Source organism: Desulfobulbus oralis (assembly GCF_002952055.1).
In the GTDB taxonomy this organism is placed as follows: domain Bacteria; phylum Desulfobacterota; class Desulfobulbia; order Desulfobulbales; family Desulfobulbaceae; genus Desulfobulbus; species Desulfobulbus oralis.
Genome location: NZ_CP021255.1, coordinates 2,481,766 through 2,500,059 on the forward strand (window position 1 = coordinate 2,481,766; position 18,294 = coordinate 2,500,059).

Below are 18,294 nucleotides of genomic sequence, written 5' to 3' on the forward strand. Positions count from 1 at the left end.
GGCCGGATGGCACTGGCTGCAATGTAACACGCCTTGACTTTCAGTCAATACGCTTTGAACTTTCCTGAATCGTCATAACGCCCGCTTCCTTCTGCATGAGCGAAACCAGGGCCTTGGTCACGGCCGTGGCGCCGGTAATGGTGGTGCAGTAGGGGATATGATAATCCAGGGCGGCCCGGCGAATGGCGTAGGAGTCCTCGGTGGCCCGGTTGCCGGCCGAAGTGTTGATGATGAACTGCACTTCTCCGTTCTGCACCTTGTCCAGAATATGCGGCCGGCCCTGGGAAATCTTGTTGACCTCGCTGCAGGCGATGCCTTCCTGCTCGAGCCGGGCCGCGGTGCCGCGGGTGGCGATGATGGTGAAGCCCAGTTCCGCCAGTCTGGCCGCGACCGGCACGACCGCGGGCTTGTCCGGATGACGCACGCTGATGAAAACCGTGCCGGCAAGGGGCAGCGGCGAACCGGCCGCGATCTGCGACTTGGCCATGGCCAGGCCCAGGTCCGCATCCAGGCCCATGACCTCACCGGTGGACTTCATCTCCGGGCCAAGCAGGGTGTCCACGTTCGGGAAGCGGTTGAAGGGGAAAACCGCCTCCTTGACCGCATAGTGATGCAGCACCTTTTCCCTGGTGAAACCCAGTTCATCCAGACTCATGCCCATCATCACCTTGGTGGCGATCTTGGCCAGCGGCACGCCGGTGGCCTTGGACACGAAAGGCACGGTGCGGCTGGCCCGGGGATTGACCTCCAGCACAAAGAGCATGTCCCCCTGCACGGCGAACTGCACGTTCATGAGCCCCACCACGCCCAGCTCCAGCGCCATGGCCCGGGTAGCGTCCGCGATCTGCTGCAGCATGCCCTGGGAAAGCGTGTACGGCGGCAGCACACAGGCCGAATCCCCGGAATGGATGCCCGCCTCCTCGATGTGCTCCATAATGCCGCCGATGACCGCCCTTTTGCCGTCGCAGACCGCGTCCACATCCAGTTCTATGGCGTCCTTCACGAACTGGTCGAGCAAAACCGGGTGCTCGGCGCCGCTCATGCCGGGCTTGGCCATGAAGTTGCGGATGCCCTCTTCGTTGTACACGATGCACATGTCGCGGCCGCCCAGGACATAGGATGGCCGCATGACCACCGGAAAGCCGATGCGCCCGATCACGGCCAAGGCCTCATCCACATTGCGGGCCGTGCCGTTGGCAGGCTGACGCAGCCCCAGAAGCTGCAGAAACTGCTGGAAGCGCTGCCGGTCTTCGGCGCGGTCAATGGCATCCGGCGAGGTGCCGATGATGGGCACGCCCCGTTTGGCAAGCGGCCCGGCCAGATTCAGCGGGGTCTGGCCGCCGAACTGCACGATCACGCCGTCCGGCTTTTCCCGGTCAATGATGTTCAGGACATCCTCCAGGGTCAGGGGCTCGAAGTAGAGCCTGTCCGAGGTGTCGTAGTCTGTGGACACGGTTTCCGGGTTGGAATTCACCATGATGGATTCCACGCCGATCTCCTGCAGGGCAAAGGCCGCGTGCACGCAGCAGTAGTCGAACTCGATGCCCTGGCCGATGCGGTTCGGCCCGCCGCCCAGGATCATGATCTTCCGGCGCTCGCTGGGCCGGGACTCGTCCTCGGTCTCGTAGGTGGAATAGTAGTAGGGCGTGTAGGATGGAAACTCGGCGGCGCAGGTGTCCACGAGCTTGTACACGGGTCTGATGCCCATGTCGAGCCGCCGCTTGCGCACGTCGTCGGCCGCCGTACCCGTGAGGCGGGCCAGTTGCTGGTCGGAAAAGCCATCCTGCTTGGCTCTCAGGAGTTTTTCCCTGTCCAGCGCGGCCAGACCGGCCTGGGCAATCGCATGGCCCTCTGCCACCAGCTCCTGCAGATTGTACAGAAACCAGGGATCGATCCGGGTCAGCCCGTTCAGCCGCTCCACGCTCATGCCGCGGCGCAGGGCCTCGTAAATATAGCCGACGCGTTTGGAGTTGGGTCTGGCGAGACCCGCTTCCAGGTCGTCTTCGTGCATGTCGCGCAGGCCCGTTTTACCGTCGAAACCAAAACCCATACGGTCGATTTCAAGAGAGCGCATGCCCTTCTGGAAGGCCTCCTTGAAGGTACGGCCAATGGCCATGGTTTCCCCCACCGACTTCATGGCCGTGCCCAGGATGTCCTCGGTTTCCGGAAATTTCTCAAAGGTCCAGCGCGGGATCTTGACCACGCAGTAGTCGATGGTCGGCTCGAAGGCGGCGCAGGTTTCCCGGGTGATATCGTTCTTCAGCTCGTCCAGCGTATAGCCCACGGCCAGCTTGGCCGCGATCCTGGCAATCGGGAAACCCGTGGCCTTGGAGGCCAGTGCCGAGGAGCGCGACACCCGCGGGTTCATCTCGATCACCATCAGCTCGCCGTCTTCCGGGTTGATGGCGAACTGCACGTTGGAGCCGCCGCTTTCCACCCCGATTTCCCGCATGATGGCAATGGCCGCGTCACGCATGGCCCGATATTCCCGGTCGGTCAGGGTCTGGGCCGGGGCCACGGTGATGGAGTCGCCGGTGTGCACGCCCATGGGATCCATGTTTTCGATGGAGCAGACGATAATCACATTGTCCTTGCGGTCGCGCATGACCTCGAGCTCCATCTCCTTCCAGCCCAGAAGGGAGCGTTCCAGCATAATTTCGCTGGTCATCGAAAGGTCGATGCCCGCCGCGGCGAGCTGCCGCAGTTCCTCCCGGTTGTAGGCCACGCCGCCGCCGGTGCCGCCCAGAGTGAAGCTCGGCCGCACGATCAGCGGAAAACCAATGCGCCCGGCCGCCTCGATGGCCTCGTCCAGGGTATGGACAATGGCGCTCTCCGGGACCTTGAGGCCGATCTTCCTCATGGCGTCGCGGAACTCCTCGCGGCCCTCGGCCTTGCGGATGACCCCGGCATCGGCAGCCAGCAGCTCGACGCCAAAACGCTCCAGCACGCCCATTTCCGCCACCTTGATGGCGGTGTTGAGCCCGGTCTGGCCGCCCAGAGTGGGCAGGATGGCGTCCGGCCGCTCCCGCTCGATCACCTTGGCCACGAATTCCGGCGTAATCGGTTCGATGTAGGTGCGATCGGCCAGCCCCGGATCGGTCATGATGGTGGCCGGATTGGAGTTGATGAGCACCACTGCAAAGCCTTCCTCCTTCAGGGCCTTGACCGCCTGCACGCCGGAGTAGTCGAACTCGCAGGCCTGGCTGATGATGATCGGGCCGGAGCCAATGATGAGAATCTTGTGCAAATCTGTCCGTTTCGGCATCGTCGTTCTCCTTTTATGTCAGCGGGTCTGCCGGATCATCCCGATGAAGCGGGCAAAGAGGTAGCGGGCGTCGTGGGGTCCTGTGGCAGACTCCGGATGATACTGCACGGAAAAAACAGGCAGTGTCCGGTGCTGCAGGCCCTCCAGGCTGCCGTCGTTCAGGTTCACATGGGTCATGGCCACATCTTCCGGGAGCGTGTCCCTGTCCACACAAAAACCTTGATTCTGCGAGGTAATCTCCACCCTGTCCGTGGCGAGATTTTTCACCGGCTGATTGCCGCCCCTGTGCCCGAACTTCAGCCTGCAGGTTTTGGCGCCCAGGGCCAGGGCGATGATCTGGTGCCCCAGGCAGATGCCGAATATGGGCACCTTGCCGATGAGCTTTTTCACCTCGTCCTGCACGCCGGCCACGCCGGCCGGGTCGCCCGGGCCATTGGAGAGGAAGATGCCGTCCGGCTGGAGGGCCAGCGCCTCTTCGGCCTTTGTGCCGGCCGGCACCACCAGGACGCGGCAGTCGTGCTGCAAAAGCAGCCTGAGCTGGCTCCGCTTCACGCCGAAATCATAGACCAGCACCTTGAAACGGCCCTGCCCTGGACTTTCGGGAAAGGCCCGGCCCGGCTGCGCCCCGTCCCCGGTCCAGATATAGGGCTCCCTGCAGGTGACCAGCGCTGCCATATCCTGACCCGCCATGCCGGGCCACTGGCGGGCCCGCTCGACCAGGGCTTCGGGCGGCGCCTTGTCGGTCGAGACCACGGCCTTCATCGCGCCCTGGCTGCGGAGTTTTCTGGCAAGCATCCGGGTGTCAAAGCCCTCCACACCCAATACGCCGAATTTTTTGAGCAAATCAGCCAGGGTTCCGGTGCTGCGATAGTTGCTAGGGCGGGGCTGATACTGCCGGACCAGAAAGGCCCTGGGATGGAGGGTATCGGATTCCATGTCCTGGGGGTTCACGCCGGAGTTGCCGATGAGCGGATAGGTCATGGTCACGAGCTGGCCGGCAGAGGAGGGATCGCTCAGGATCTCCTGATACCCGCTCATGCTGGTGTTGAAAACCATTTCCCCCAGCGCCTCGCCCGCCCCGGTAAAGGAACGGGCCGGAATGATGGTGCCGTCTTCCAAAGCAATGATCGCTTTCATGATCTTCCTCGTATGAATGGGCTGCGTCAGGTTTTCCAGGCGCAGTACAGAAAAAACGCGGCCCGTGGCCACGCCGCCTGTTTGGCTTTTTCATGGCTTTTCGGGGCGGCCAGGGCCCCCAGGCGATGCCTGCTGCCCCACATGACCCGGCGCCCCTTTACCGGCCTTCCTCTCCAAGGACGGGGTTTGGCCCGGCTTCCCGCAAGGCGCGGACCGCTACCAGACCCGGCTTGTGCAGGCCCTTTCATGTCGACTCCTGCGGACGGGATGCTGTGCCTGCCTGTTTGGCGCTTTTCCTGCCCGCGCCGGCAATGGAAAAGGGCTGACAGGAAAAGCCGGCCAGCAGCGCCTCATGGTGGGGACTGCGTTCACGATCAACCTGGATGATGTCGCCCACACTGGTCTGGCTGTCCGGGAAATTGGCCGCATGGGCCCTGCGGGCATGGCCGGCCCCTTCGGACGTGTAGACGCACCGGCCGGCCGCAGCCTCAAATCCAAGCCGGATGCCGCCCATACCGGCAAAAAGGTCGATAAAGGTCAATGCCGGGAAACTCACTGCAAACAAAAGGCTGTGATTGGCCGCAAGGGACAGCGGGCGGGCCCGCGCGACGAGCAGCTCATAAAAATTCCGCGGCCACGGCAAGTTGCCGGGCCAGTGCGCCCCGCTGGGAGGCAGCGCAGTCGTGGGCAGCCCGGCAGGCGCGCTCATAGGCATGGGCATCGCGGAGCAGCGCCCCCACATGGTCCACGAGTGCGGCCATGTCCGCAACCCGAAAGCCGCCGCCGCTCCCGGCGAGCAGGTTGGCCGCATCCTGCCAGTCCCGCGTGTAGGGGCCGAAATACACCGGTCTGCCCCAGCGTGCCGCCTCCATGAGATTGTGGCCCGAGAGGCGCGGAAGCAGGCTGCCGCCGCAGAAGAGGCAATCGCCTGCCGCATAGAGGTCGGCCAGCTCGCCCATGGTATCCACCAGGATCACCGGCGCTGTGCGCTTTCCAGCAAGCGCAGAGAGGCGTTGCCAGGCCAGACCGCGTTCCTGCAGCAGATTTTCCACCTCGGCCAGCCGTTCCAGATGCCGCGGGGCCAGGGCCAGGACAAGCGGGATGGCCCGCTTCCTGCCCAGCTCCTGCCAGGCCGCGATTAACAGGGCCTCCTCGCCGCCATGGGTGGAGCCGCAGAGCAGAAGCCGCTCCTCTTCCGCAAGGCCCAGCCGCCTTCTGTAAGCGGCCCGGATTGCCCCTGCCCCGGCTTCGTCAAAGGGGGCGTCAAACTTGAGATTCCCGGTCACCTGCATGCACCCCGCTGCCACACCCAGCGCCCCGAAACGCCGACGATCCGCCTCGCCAATCAGGGCCATGCGGCTGAAGCTGCGGAGCACGCCGGCAATCGCCGGCGCCAGCCTCCGGTAACGGCGAAAGGAGCGCTCCGACATGCGGCCGTTCAAAAGCACAAGCGGCACAGCCCGGGCCGAGAGCGTCGTCAGCAGCAGCGGCCAGAGTTCGGTTTCCAGGCAGATGTACAGCGCCGGCCCGATAAGATCGATGGCCCGGTTCACGGCCTGAGGCATGTCCAGGGGCGCCATGATGCAGGAGAGGTCGCGCAGGCGCGCCCGGGCCAGTTCATGACCCTGTCTGCTGGTCACGCTCAACACGTAGCGATACTGCCCGAACTGTTCGCGCAGGGCGGCAAGTAAAACCAGGGCAGCCTGTACCTCGCCCATGGATGCGGCGTGCAGCCACACGGTCGGCCCCCTGTCGGCCGAAAGCCTTGGGTACAGCCCCAGACGTTCTGGAAACAAATAGGCGCTGCGGCCCGGAAAGGCGGGACTTATCGGCGCCAGCAGGCGGGCCAGCGGGTACAGGCAGAGGCCTGTCAGGCGGTAGATATCCAGGAGCAGGGAGCGGCGCACACGCTTTCCTTGGGTCAGGGGCAGGAAAAAATCCGTGTACACTATAACCTTGCGGAAAAAAGGTCAAGAAACATGAAAAGGCAGGGCCAACGCGGCTGCAAAAAAGGGCGAACCCATTGGCCCGCCCTTGTGTCCCGCCGGGTGCCGGCTCACCACCTGCAGCGGCATGTGAGGGGCTCGGCGCTTTCGTGCGTGCCGGGATGCCAGAGGCCTTCCGCCTCCAGGATGCAGGTGGCGGCGGTCATGGCATCCAGAAGCCTGTTATCCAGCCTGGCGAGTCCGGCCACCAGCAGTTCGGGTTCCACAGTGTAATAGGCCTCGGCAATCGCGCCGGTGATCGCGGCCTGGGTGTCGCAGTCACCGCCCATGGAAATCGCCAGGCCAAGCGCGTGCCTGAAGCTCGTGCTCTCCAGAAAGCTCACAATCGCCACCATCACCGAGCCGGGGCAGGTGGCATGGAGCCCGTGCATGGGGCGAAGCGCATCCAGGGTGAAACTCAGATCATAGTGCTTCTGCGCGAATTTCAGCACATCCCGCTTGCTCCCGCCGGTCTTCAGGAGATAGATGCAGCCGGCCACCACCCCGGTCGCCTCGATGGCCACCGGGTTGTCGTGGGTGGCCGCGGCGGAGAGCTGGCCCAGAAGCTGGGCCTCTGCCATGGTGGTGGCATACCAGCCGGGGAAGGCCGCCCGCATGGCCGCGCCGTTGCCATAGCTGTTGTAGGCCTCCAGGGAATCGGAGCTGGCCCAGTCCCAGAAGCGCTTGCCGTAGCCGGCATAAGGATACTGCCGGGCATAGTTCCTGAGCGCCAGGGCCAGTTCCTTTTTGACCAGGCTCTGGTTCTGCTGCGATGCGGCCAGTCCTGCCCGGCCCACCTTCTCCACCCCGGCCCGCATACCCTCGGCAACGGCGCAGGACAGCACGGTCTCATCGGTGTAATGACTGTAGGCGCCAATCAACTCCTTTGGAATCGCCTTCTCAAACTTGCCTTCGTGCGTGGAACCGGCAATGTCGCCCAGAGCCGTGCCGCTCAGGGCCAGGTGGGCGCGTTCAACCCCGGATTCCGGTACCGGTGCGCAGGAAAAGTGGTCCATAATTTCTCCCCTGGTACATGAATGAAAGGCGGCCAGCCGGCCGCCCGTATCCTATCCTCATCTTTTGTCTATGCCCGGCTGGTGCGGGGGTCAAGCGAATTGTTCGCACCGGCGCCAGGCTCCTGCCAGGTGCAGCGGCACCGGAGCGGCTCGGCGCTTTCACGAGTCCCGGGGCGCCAGAGTCCATGCGCCCTGAGCACATGGGTGGCGGAACGCAGGTCTGCCAGCAGCGCGTCGTCCAGCCTGGAGAGCCCGGCTGCCAAGAGATCCCCCGGGATGGCATAGTAGGCCTCCGCAAGCGACCCGGTAACTGCGGCCAGGGTATCGCAATCGCCGCCCATGGAAATCGCCAGGCCCAGGGCATGGGCAAAGCTGCTGCTTTCCAGAAAACAGACCAGGGCGACCATCACCGTGCCCTTGCCGGTGATGTTGCAGGCGTGCACCGGCCGAAGCGCGTCCAGGGTGAAGCTCAGGTCGTAATGGGTACGCGCAAATGCCAGCAGGTCCTTCTTGGCGCCGCCGCTTTGCAAAATGAAGATGCAGGCCGCCACCACGGCCGCCGCCTCTTCCGCGTCCGGGTGGTTGTGGGTCGGTCGGGCCGTGAGTGTGCCAAAAAGCTGCGCTTCGGCAAGGGTTTTGGCATACCAGCCCGCAAAGGCACAGCGCATGGCCGCACCGTTGCCGTAGCTGTGGTAGCCCGCCAACGTGTCGCTTTCCACCCAGCTTCTGAAACGGCTGCCATAGCCGGCCTGCGGATAGCGCCGCGCATAGCTTTTGATGGCGCGGGCAAGATCAGCCACCACCTGGGCCTGCATTTCCGGCCTGCAGGACAAGGCGGCCCGGTCAAGACGAAAGAGGCTCTCCTGCAGTCCGGCGGCAACCGCGCAGGTGAGCACCGTGTCATCGGTGAAATGGCTGTGCGGGCCGATCAGTTGCTCCGGAATGACCTTGTCATAACGGCCTTCATGGGTGGAACCGGCAATGTCGCCCAGTACCGGCCCGCTCAGGGCCGGATGAGCGCATGCGCCATTTTCCGGACTGTCCGCCTCCATGCCTTCCCGCTCCTCAATCCTCGAGGAGGCCCCGGATATAGGGGCCCAGGGCAGCCGGGCCTTCCCGGTCCACCAGCTCGATGGCGGCAGTGCCCACAATCGCCATGTCCGCCTTGCCCCTGAGGCTCTGCACATCGTCCCGGGAGCTGATGCCGAAACCCACGGCCAGCGGCAGGCTGGTCGCCTTGCGACAGCGGGCCAGATATGCGGCGATGTCCGCATCGATTTCGGTGTGTCTGCCGGTCACGCCGCGGCGGGCCACGCAGTACACGAAACCTTCGCCTTGCCGGCCGTTGGCCGCCAGACGCGCATCCGTCGAGGTGGGCGCAAAAAAGGACACTGGCGAGAGGCCGAGCTCGCGGCTCGAGGCAATGTAGCTGGCGCCCTCTTCCGGCGGCAAATCCGGCACAATGGCACCGCAGCAGCCGATGTCCCGGCATCTTTCCAGAAAGGGCCGCTCACCGTACTGAAAGAGGATATTGTAATAGGTCATGAAAAAAAAATGCACCGCGGGGTATGCGGCCGCCATTTCCCGGCCGAAATCCAGACAGTCGGCCACCCTGGTGCCTGCCTCCAGGCTCTTCCGGCCAGCCTGCAGAATCGCCGGGCCGTCGGCAATGGGTTCGGAAAAGGGAATCTGCAGCTCGATGCAGTCCACGCCGCCCGCAGCCATCTGGCCGACAAGCTCGCGGTTCACCGCAAAGGACGGATAGCCCAGCATCAGGTGGGTCATCAGGAGAATCGGCTTGTGGCGCAGCCGCTCCTTCAAATCGCGTTCCAGTTCGTTCATTCGCCCGCCTCCTGATGCAGCGCCTGTTTGTACTCCTCGCCCTTGGCCACGATGAAGCGCTGCCATGAAGGATCGCGGAAGGCCTGGGCAATGGTGAAAATATCCTTGTCCCCGCGGCCCGACATGTTGATGATGATGGCCTCGTCCTGCGGCAGGCTCGGCGCTTCCTTGAAGGCCTGCGCAAAGGCGTGGGCCGATTCCATGGCCGGAATCAGGCCCTCGAGCCGCATGGTGAGCGCCAGGGCTGCCAGCACCTCGGCGTCGGTGGCCGAAACAAAACGCACCCGGCCCGTTTCCGCCAGATTCGCCAGCATGGGCGACACGCCCACGTAGTCGAGGCCGGCGGCAATGGAATGGGTGTCCTTCATCTGGCCGTCCGCATCCTGCAAGAACATGCTCCTGTAGCCCTGGGCCACACCAGGCCTGGCGCCGCTGCCCTCGGCCAGACGTGCGGCGTGCCGACCGCTCGCTATGCCCAGGCCGCCGGCTTCCACGCCGACCAGTTCGACCTTGTCCGGGCCATCGTTCAAAAAGCCCTGAAACAGCCCCATGGCGTTGGAACCGCCGCCCACGCAGGCATAGACCCGCGCCGGCACCTTGCCGTGCTGCGCCAGAATCTGGCGTCTGGCCTCCTTGCCGATGATGGACTGGAACCAGGCCACCATCTCCGGAAAGGGATGCGGCCCGCAGACCGTGCCGATAACGTAGTGGGTGCCGTCCATGGAGGCGACCCAGTCGCGAAAGGCCTCGTTCATGGCGTCCTTCAGGGTGCGCGAGCCGTCCGTGACCGACGCCACGGTGGCGCCCAGCTTTTCCATCCAGAACACGTTGGAGCGCTGCCGGGCCACATCTTCCGCGCCCATGTAAATCGTGCATTCGAAGCCAAAGCGCGCGGCCATGGTGGCCGTCGCCACGCCGTGCTGGCCCGCCCCGGTCTCCGCGATCACCCGGGTCTTGCCCATGCGCCGGACCAGAAGCCCCTGCCCCATCACGTTGTTGGCCTTGTGCGCGCCGGTGTGATTCAGGTCTTCGCGCTTGATGTAGATCTGGGCGCCGCCAAAATGGCGGCTCAGATTTTCCGCATGGGTGAGCGGCGTGGGCCGGCAGGAATAGTTGCCCATCAGATCCACGTATTCCTGCCAGAAGCCCGCATCGGCCCGGGCCGCCTCATAGGCCCTGTTCAGATCGGCAAAGGCGGCCTGCAGCACTTCCGGAATAAAAGCGCCGCCCCATTGGCCATAGTATCCTTTTCTCATCGTCTGCTCTCCGCAAGATGCAGCCGGCAGGCCGCAGCAAAGTCTTCGGGATAGTGCCCGGACACATAGCGCGTCTGCGCCTCGGTAAAGCCACCCATGGCCCAGGGCAGTTTGGGCAAAAAGGCGTAGAGCAGGGGCTGGCCGTTGTGCAGCCCCAGCCGCTTGCCGTATTCGATGGTGGTGACCATGCGCGCATGCATTCCGGCCAGCACCTGCTGGGCAATGAGCATGGCCCGGTCAATGGAGGCCCGCACCGCGGGCCCTGCCTCGAAAATATTGCCCACCGGGCCCTCTGCTGTGTCGGCGATGAGCATCAGATTCAGTTCCCACTGGGATGTCTGGGCCTTGGGCACAAACAGCAGCACGTTTTCGTCTTCATGAACCACCAGCGAGGCCGGCTGCCCCGTCGCCCCGTCGGTGCGGGTATTGGCACGGATGCACCTGAGATAATCGGCAAAAAAATCACTGCCGTGTTCGGCCCGGTAGGCAGCGGCGCAATCCGCCACCATATCGCCGCAGGCAAAGGCGGGCAGAGGCTCGCCCCGGGTGCCGGCCACGGTCTCCGGCACCAGCGCGTACTGCTGGTGGATCATCTGGTGCGAGGCGTGGAGCCGGTAGCCGGTGGGTGAAAAGTCGTAGCCGAAATTCCAGCCCCAGAGCGTGGCCGGATGCGGGCAGTCTGCGCCGCGGCGCTTCGCTTCCGCCAGCAGCGCAAGACGCAGACTTTCCAGTTCTTCGGCGGAAAGCGCGCGCCTGCCCTCCGGCACGGCGAGGCCCAGGAGACCCGCCAGCAGCAGATAGCCGCGCTGATAGTAGAGATGCCTGAGCCCCTGCATATCGGCCAGACTCAGTTCGGAGATCGCGTAGCGCCGGGAGCTATGGGCGAAATTGGCCGCATAGTGGCCGCCCGGAATGTAGGAATTGGTGCGCAGATATTCAAAAATTTCACCGGACTGGCCCCCTGCGCCATAGCGCTCGTCCGCGGTGATCGGGCTGTTGCCCTGGACCCCGGGCCGAAGCGCCATCACGATCTTGTACGCATCCGGCAGGGCCGGATTGTTGGCAATGGTCTCGAAGAGATCGGCATTGGTCATTTTCGGCCGGCAGCGACCGGGCTCGCCCTCATAGACCAGGCCCGTGGGGCTGCCATCCGGGGCGTGCAGGAAACTGGCCGTGCTCTCCGCCAGCCACACCAGCTCTTCCGCGTCGGTCGAGGTTTCGGCCAGGGCATAGCGCAGCGGCAGCGGCAGGGCGGCAATCAGGCTTCTTTGCGCCCCCGCGTCCAGGCCCTTTGTCGCCAGATGCGCCTTCAGCGAACAGGCCGGACCCGGCTGCATGGCAATGCCGGCGGGGTCCACGGCGCGGGATGCGGCCCAGGCTGCGTCGATATAGGTGGCGCCGCGGAAGGGCAAGGCGTTTCTGATCTCATAGACCGGATAGCCGGCCCGACCGCTCAGGTCGCCCTGCGGGAAATTGGCACGATTGTCCAGAACCGTGCCATCCGGCAGTTCGCCCAACACCAGCGGATAGGAGCGTTCCCGCAGGTTGCGGACCAGATATTCGGGTTGATGCCGGCCCACTCGAAAACGGCCGTCCGGATGCACGCAGCTTGTCAGCATGATTGGCCTCGAGATGGCGAAAAGAAAGAGCCGCCATTATAGCAGAAGGCTCGCCTTCATAGGAACAGAAAGACTGCGGACTGCACGAAAGACAGGATTTTTTTGCAAACCCGGCAACAGAGCCGGTGCTGCGGCCAGATCCCGGGCAACCGCCTGCTCTCTTTGTATCGCCAGCCGGGCAGTCTCCCGGGGGCGCCTGTATGTCGCCCGCCCCGCTACATCTGCACCCTGACCGTATAGCGCAGCACGCTTTCCCCCCCGGCCGGCACATCGACCAGCCACTGGGCAACGTGAGCCGAGACTTTGGTGGATTTCGCCGATTCAGCGCTCATCTTCCAGTCGCCGGGGATGGACTCCTGCACCTTGACCTGCACCGGCCGGTCTTTGGCGTTCTTCAGCTTCAGCTCATAACCGCTCTCGTATGCGTTGTTGCGCTTGGTGCTGTCGCCCAGCTTTCTGAAGGAGGTCTGGGTTCTGGAGGCGCTCACATCGAAGGCCGTACCCAGGTGCAGCCGCATGGCCGCCTTTTCCGGCGTGTGGTCGATGCTGTCTTCACCCACGAACTGCAGAAAGCCCTTGCTGTCCTTCTTGTACACCCGCACCGTGCCGGCCGGAATGGGCAAACCCAGACCGCCCGCCTTCTCGTTTTTGATTTCCAGCTCGACCGCCACGTCGACTTTTTCCTCCAGACCGCCCCTCTCGCTTTTGTAATAGTGTTCGCTGCCGCGCAGAATCAGCTCCTTGCTGGCCTGCACGCCGGCCGCCTGCAGGAGCGCGACCTGCTTCTTCTGCCTTTCCAGCACCGTGGTCGGCCGGTCCAGGCTGTAGAGGTGATACTCGAACATGCTTTCCTCCGCCATGGCCGGCTTGGCAGCTGCCAGGGGCATCGGCGCATTTTCGGCATCCGCCTGCACGAGCTCCCGGCGCGGCACCTGGTGCACCTGACCGGCCACCAACTGCAGACGGGCGTTGCGGTAGCTGGCCCCGCTTTCATTGGTCAGGGTGACCCAGCCGCTCAAGTCCAGCCGCTTTTCATCGGCCGAGAGTTCGGCAACATAGTCGGCCTGCCAGGAAAGGCCCTGGCTCAGGTAGGAAAGCTCCATCTCCCTGGGGCCCTGCGCTTCGTTCTGCACCAGCATGGTCAGGGTGGGCCGGTCGCGCAGATTGGCCGGCAGGTCCGGATAGACCAGCCGTCCGGGAATGCCGGCCTCGATATGGCCGTCCATCTGCAGCACCGCTCCGCCCTCGGCGCTCAGCACCTTGGCCTGCTGCTGGGGCAGATCCGTGCCGTTTGCGGGATTGCTTCTGATGACCCCCACCTCACGGCCCACGTACTTCTCGAGCAGCGACTCGGGAGAGAGCAGGTCGTATTCAAAATTCTGCTCGATAACCTCCGGCCCGCCGGAAAGCAGGACCGTTTCCGGCCACATCCGGGCGCTCACCTCGCGCAGGGCGAGCTGGCTCTGGCCTGCGGGCAGGGCAATTTTGCGCCTGTCCTTGATGAGCGCCAGATTGTTGTTGTAAATGGTCAGGCTGATGGCGCTCTGGTCATTTGCGGTGGAAACGATTTCGGCAGGCTGCTGCACGGTGTCCGCACCGGCCAGCGCCGGGGGGGCCAGCAGAACCAGGGCGGCGGAAAGTATACGGCGGTACTGTTTCATATTCATCTCCTGTTGTGGTTGATTGCCGTTTGAATGCGCCGGGCCGTACCTGGCACGGCCTGGCAAAAAAAACACTGCTACCGGCGGCTATGACGGACTGGAAGACCCAGCCCCGGTTGCAAACACTGCATCTGCCTATGCTCGGCACAGGGGAGCCCCTATCCGGAAAAGACAAGGCGTCCCCTCTCCGGAAATCCGGCGGGAAAAAGCTGGCGCAGCCGGAAAGGCTCTGTGCTCTCAAGTCTTCAGTCCCTGTCCAGACTCGGCCCGCTGCTGATATTGACCACAAGCGGCACGGCCAGCGCCATGGCCTGCTCCATGGTCTCGCGGGTCAGGACGGCAAGGGTCTCCAGCTCGGCCTCGGGCATTTCCAGCACCAGCTCGTCGTGAATTTGCAGCACCATGCGGCTCGCCAGCTTCTCTGCCGCAAGCCGTGCCTGCAGGCGGAGCATGGCGATTTTTATAATATCCGCCGCAGTGCCCTGAATGGGGGTATTGATGGCCGTGCGCTCGGCAAATTCCCGCACCGCGCGGTTTTTGCTCTGCAGGTCGGGCAGATAGCGGCGGCGTCCGGCAAGGGTGCTCACAAAACCCTGCGCATGGGCTTCTGCGATCACGCGCTCCATAAAGGCCCTGATGCCAGGGAAGTGCGTAAAATAGCGGTCGATAAAACCCTGCGCCTCCCGGCGTCCCACTTCGAGCTGCCGGGCCAGACCAAAGCTGGACATGCCATAGACAATGCCGAAATTGATGCTTTTCGCCACCCGCCGCATCTCGCCTGTCACCAGCTCCGGCATGACGCCAAAGATCTCGGCCGCGGTCTCCCGGTGGATGTCCGCACCGGAACGGAAGGCGGCCAGCAGCTCCGCATCCTGACTGTAATGAGCCAGGACGCGCAGGTCGATCTGCGAATAGTCGGCGGAGAGCAGCACCGCACCCGGGGGGGCGACAAAGGCGGCCCGGATGCGGCGGCCCTCCAGCGTGCGGATGGGCAGGTTCTGCAGATTCGGATTGGCGGAACTGAGGCGGCCCGTGGCGGTGCCGCACTGGTTGAAGGAACTGTGCACACGGCCCGTGTCCGCTTCACGCAGTTCGAGAAGGCGGTCCACATAGGTGTTTTTCAGCTTGGCGAGGTTCCGGTGGGCCAGCACCAGTGCCGGGAGCTCGTGCTCAAGCGCCAGCTTTTCCAGCACCTTCACGTCCGTAGACCAGCCGGTTTTGGTCTTGCGGCCATGGGGCAGAGCCAGTTTTTCAAAAAGGACCTCGCCAAGCTGTTTGGGCGAGGCGACGTTGAAGGGAGCGCCTGCGGCCGTGTAAATCTGCGCTTCAATCTCCGCCATCCGCTGGCCGAATTCTGCACCCAGCCGGGTCAGCAGCGCCGCGTCCACGGCCACTCCGGCCCGCTCCATGGCGGCCAGAACCAAAATGAAGGGAGCCTCCACCTCGCGCATCTGGGCCGTGAGTCCGGCAGCCTCCAGTTGCGGCTGCTGCGCGTGATAGAGCGCCAAAGCCACAGCCGCATCCTCGCAACTGTAATCCCGGGCCGCCTCCAGACTGACGCGGCAGAAGGCATCGGCTGCCTTGTCGCCGTCTGTCACCTCAGCAAAGCTGGTCATGGCAAGGCCCAGTTCTCCCGCCACCTCGTCCAGTTTCAGGCTGCGACGCTCCGGGTTCAGCAGCCAGGCGCCGATCATGGTGTCGTAGAGCGGGCCGGAAAGCGCGATGCCCCCGTTCTGCGGGGCAGCCAGCATGGCCAGATCGAATTTCAGATTGTGACCGACCTTCAGGCTTTGCGGATTCGCCAGGAGGGGCGCCAGAGCGGCTGCCAGCGCGTCCGGCTCGAGCTGGCCCGGCAGGCGGGCGCCAGAGGGATCCTTATGGCCACAGGGCAGATACCACGCGTTTTTTTCATCCAGCGCCAGGGAGACGCCAACCAAGGTGTCGCGGCGCGGATCCAGCCCCGTGGTTTCGGTGTCCACCGCCAGAACCGGCTCGGGCATGAGCCGCTGCACGAGCGCCCTCAGCTCCGCCCCGTCTGTCACCAGCCGGAAGCCGGATTTGTCCATCGTCTGCCGCTGCCCGGGCAGCTCCTTCAGCAGGGTCTGAAACTCCAGTCTGGTCCAGAGGGCACGCAGGGCCTCCGTGTCCGGGCCGGGCCAGGCGTAGGCGGCCAGTTCCCGCGGCACCTCCGCCCTGGTGTTCAGCCGCACGAGATCGCGGGAGAGGAAGGCCTGTTCCCTGTGCTCCAAAAGCGAGGTCACCGCCCTGCTCTGCCTCAAGCCCGGTGCAGCGGCGTAGAGGACCTCCAGGGTCCCGTATTCGGCGATGAATCTGGCCGCGGTTTTGGGGCCGATGCCCGGCACGCCCGGCACATTGTCGGCGGTGTCGCCGGTCAGCGCCAGGTAGTCCAGCAGGTGGCCCGGGCCGACCCCGTATTTTGCCGCCACCCCGGCCTCGTCCAGCACCAGATTTTTCATCGGGTCCCACATCTGCACCCTGGCCGAAACCAGTTGCGCCAGGTCCTTGTCGCCGGAGACCACCACAATCTCCACGCCCTGCCCGCTCATGCAGGCGCTTGCCGAGGCGATCAAATCATCCGCCTCCTGGTCTCCAGCCATGAGGCTCAGGATGCCAAAGGCGCGCACAGTCTCGTGAATGGCCTCTATCTGCGCTGCCAGGTCTTCCGGCATAGGCGGCCGATTGGCCTTGTAGTCCGCGTAGAGGTCATGCCGGAACACCGGCCCCCTGGTGTCAAAGGCAACGGCCATGTACTGCGGCTCGCGCTCGCGGATAAGCCGCCTCAGAATGGTGGTGAAGCCGTACACCGCGTTCACCGGCTGGCCGACGCTGGTGGAGAGCGGGGCCACGGCGTGATAGGCGCGGTGGATGTAGGCGCTGCCGTCGATCAGATAGAGTATGGGCATGATGCTGTTGCAGACGAAATTTCAGAATGACTTTGCGACAAATGTACCCGCTTGCGGCTGATGGGCAAGATAAAAGATACGAGGAGGGAGGGGCCAGCAAAAACCGGCCGGGTTCAGGAAGCTGGAGCGGGCAGCTCTCACGCACCTTCCTGTGCAGGCCGCATTCGTCCTGGCAGCGCGGCAGCAACGAGAACAGGGCGGCCTCGCAACTGGCTAACCGACCAGACGCCCGCCGAAGTGTTTAACCTTGCCCGCACTGCTGCACCTGCAAGTTGCATGCACCGGGTGGGCAGCACTTGACGCCCTGCCAAAATAGCGCTACTATCGCGCAACTTGTCATTATATGGACAGTACACCATAGCAGCGAAGCGTCAGTAGCTCAGCTGGAGAGAGCAACGGCCTTCTAAGCCGTGGGTCGGGGGTTCGAATCCCTCCTGACGCGCCAGTAAAATCAAGGGGTTAGGTGATTTGCCTAACCCTTGTCCTTTTTTGTCCACAGTCAACCTGCTTATGCGGACGCACCTTGCTCCTTCTCTGTTACCTTCCCCGGCACGGCTCTTCTTCGCTGCGTTGCCCAATTTTTCCGCAAAATTTATTCACACTGTCTCGCTCTAGACCGTGTAGTCACGAGACTGGAGCCATAAAACAGGGCAGCTGATATGAACGGCTGCGAGAAATGAAGTCGTATGCTTCGCGTACCGGGTGGCTATGCCACGCCGTCGCTTCAGCTGCAGCGAGGCATTTTCTCAGAGCCCAGACCGGGCCCAGAAACGCGAGCGCCAGGGCGCAGCAGCCAGCAACAGGCAGGCACAGGCCCGGCTGGCCGCTGGGCCATTTGACGTTCCAGGCGTAGGCGTGCCCGAGTCATGCGCCTAGACCCCTCTTTCTCTTTTGCAGTTTCTTCTTGCCTCTTCCCAGCGTTCCCGGTCAAGCTCAAGGCATCTCTGCGGGAATGTATCCCATGCTCCCCCGCCATCCATGCGCAGAAATGTGGAGCGTGTTGCATCCTTGCTCAGGTATTCGCCGCGGTTTGCTCTTGTTCCCGCATGTGCTGGATCATGATTGCAAGACCTGTGGCGCAAAGGAGATCTGCACGCCCCGTCTTGGCATACACTCGCGCACCTCTGCGCGGAAGAGCGGGTGCATGGCAGCGAGAAGCTCCGCGCAGGAGAGCGCCGTTTCCACAGCGGGGAAGATCTGAAAATCGGTGCTCATCTGCGTATTGCCTCTCGCTGCTTGCCCGTGCCCCAAAGGCAGCGCGGTTATTTTTTGCAGACAGTCGCCTCGTTCGGCTTCACGCTTTTGGCAAAGTTTTCGGCATCGCCTCGGTATTCAAACTGCCGCAGGGGAAAGGTGTTGCTGCCCCGGGCCGACTTCATCTGCTCGGGATCGCGCATGTCCACCTCAATCTTGCCGTTCGCGCAGTACACCGTGTAGTACGTCTTCGTTGGCCCGGCCTGGGCCGAAGCCCCGAAGCAGAGCGCACACAGACACAGAAGAGCCAGCATCATCAATGGTTTCATGGTTTCCTCCATAAAAAAGCGTCCGGATTGTGAACAAGGCCCCCGCCAACCGGGGGCCGCATTGCG

At 63.7% G+C, this 18,294-nt stretch carries 13 protein-coding genes and 1 tRNA gene; 1 reads left to right on the top strand and 13 read right to left on the bottom strand.

The features are described from left to right. Positions 1–40: 40 nt before the first annotated feature. The 11 genes from carB to polA all read right to left on the bottom strand — a co-directional run bounded on the left by carB (position 41) and on the right by polA (position 16,705). Positions 41–3,265, bottom strand: coding sequence for a carbamoyl-phosphate synthase large subunit (gene carB / locus CAY53_RS11115; protein WP_104937150.1), 3,225 nt, complete (start codon positions 3,263–3,265; stop codon positions 41–43). An 18-nt stretch (positions 3,266–3,283) separates the two neighbouring features. Then, positions 3,284–4,402, bottom strand: coding sequence for a glutamine-hydrolyzing carbamoyl-phosphate synthase small subunit (gene carA / locus CAY53_RS11120; protein WP_104937151.1), 1,119 nt, complete (start codon positions 4,400–4,402; stop codon positions 3,284–3,286). Positions 4,403–4,646: 244 nt separating this feature from the next. Continuing rightward, positions 4,647–4,958 (bottom strand): DNA cytosine methyltransferase, encoded by a 312-nt coding sequence (locus CAY53_RS13255; RefSeq protein ID WP_245874923.1) that lies wholly within the window; start codon positions 4,956–4,958, stop codon positions 4,647–4,649. Positions 4,959–5,019: 61 nt separating this feature from the next. Further along, positions 5,020–6,351, bottom strand: a complete 1,332-nt coding sequence (locus CAY53_RS13260) for a 3-deoxy-D-manno-octulosonic acid transferase (protein ID WP_219842668.1) — start codon at positions 6,349–6,351, stop codon at positions 5,020–5,022. A 107-nt stretch (positions 6,352–6,458) separates the two neighbouring features. Continuing rightward, positions 6,459–7,403 carry an ADP-ribosylglycohydrolase family protein gene (locus tag CAY53_RS11135; RefSeq protein ID WP_104937154.1) on the bottom strand — a complete coding sequence of 315 codons (945 nt, stop codon included), beginning with the start codon at positions 7,401–7,403 and terminating at the stop codon, positions 6,459–6,461. Between the two features lie 68 nt (positions 7,404–7,471). Further along, complete coding sequence (locus CAY53_RS11140) at positions 7,472–8,455, bottom strand: ADP-ribosylglycohydrolase family protein (protein WP_181040288.1); 984 nt, start codon at positions 8,453–8,455, stop codon at positions 7,472–7,474. A gap of 13 nt (positions 8,456–8,468) precedes the next feature. Further along, a complete protein-coding gene (trpA, locus tag CAY53_RS11145) occupies positions 8,469–9,245 on the bottom strand; it encodes a tryptophan synthase subunit alpha (protein WP_104937156.1) in 777 nt (258 codons plus the stop codon). Further along, complete coding sequence (gene trpB / locus CAY53_RS11150) at positions 9,242–10,501, bottom strand: tryptophan synthase subunit beta (protein ID WP_104937157.1); 1,260 nt, start codon at positions 10,499–10,501, stop codon at positions 9,242–9,244. The genes trpA and trpB overlap by 4 nt, the downstream gene beginning before the upstream one ends. Beyond that, complete coding sequence (locus tag CAY53_RS11155; RefSeq protein WP_245874816.1) at positions 10,498–12,120, bottom strand: hypothetical protein; 1,623 nt, start codon at positions 12,118–12,120, stop codon at positions 10,498–10,500. The genes trpB and CAY53_RS11155 overlap by 4 nt, the downstream gene beginning before the upstream one ends. Positions 12,121–12,335: 215 nt before the next feature. Next, positions 12,336–13,781, bottom strand: coding sequence for a DUF4139 domain-containing protein (locus tag CAY53_RS11160; protein WP_104937159.1), 1,446 nt, complete (start codon positions 13,779–13,781; stop codon positions 12,336–12,338). Positions 13,782–14,026: 245 nt separating this feature from the next. Continuing rightward, the gene (gene polA, locus CAY53_RS11165) at positions 14,027–16,705 is read right to left on the bottom strand and encodes a DNA polymerase I (protein WP_104937160.1); all 2,679 of its coding nucleotides are present in this window, start codon (positions 16,703–16,705) and stop codon (positions 14,027–14,029) included. Between the two features lie 368 nt (positions 16,706–17,073). Between polA and CAY53_RS11170 the strand changes: the two genes are divergently transcribed. Then, positions 17,074–17,150 (top strand) — tRNA-Arg (locus CAY53_RS11170). 611 nt (positions 17,151–17,761) lie between these two features. Here CAY53_RS11170 and CAY53_RS13050 read toward each other — a convergent pair. Next, entirely contained in the window at positions 17,762–17,920 is a 159-nt protein-coding gene (locus CAY53_RS13050) for a hypothetical protein (RefSeq protein WP_181040289.1), read from the bottom strand. Positions 17,921–17,967: 47 nt separating this feature from the next. Continuing rightward, positions 17,968–18,228 carry a hypothetical protein gene (locus CAY53_RS11175; RefSeq protein WP_146106508.1) on the bottom strand — a complete coding sequence of 87 codons (261 nt, stop codon included), beginning with the start codon at positions 18,226–18,228 and terminating at the stop codon, positions 17,968–17,970. Between the last annotated feature and the right edge of the window lie 66 nt (positions 18,229–18,294).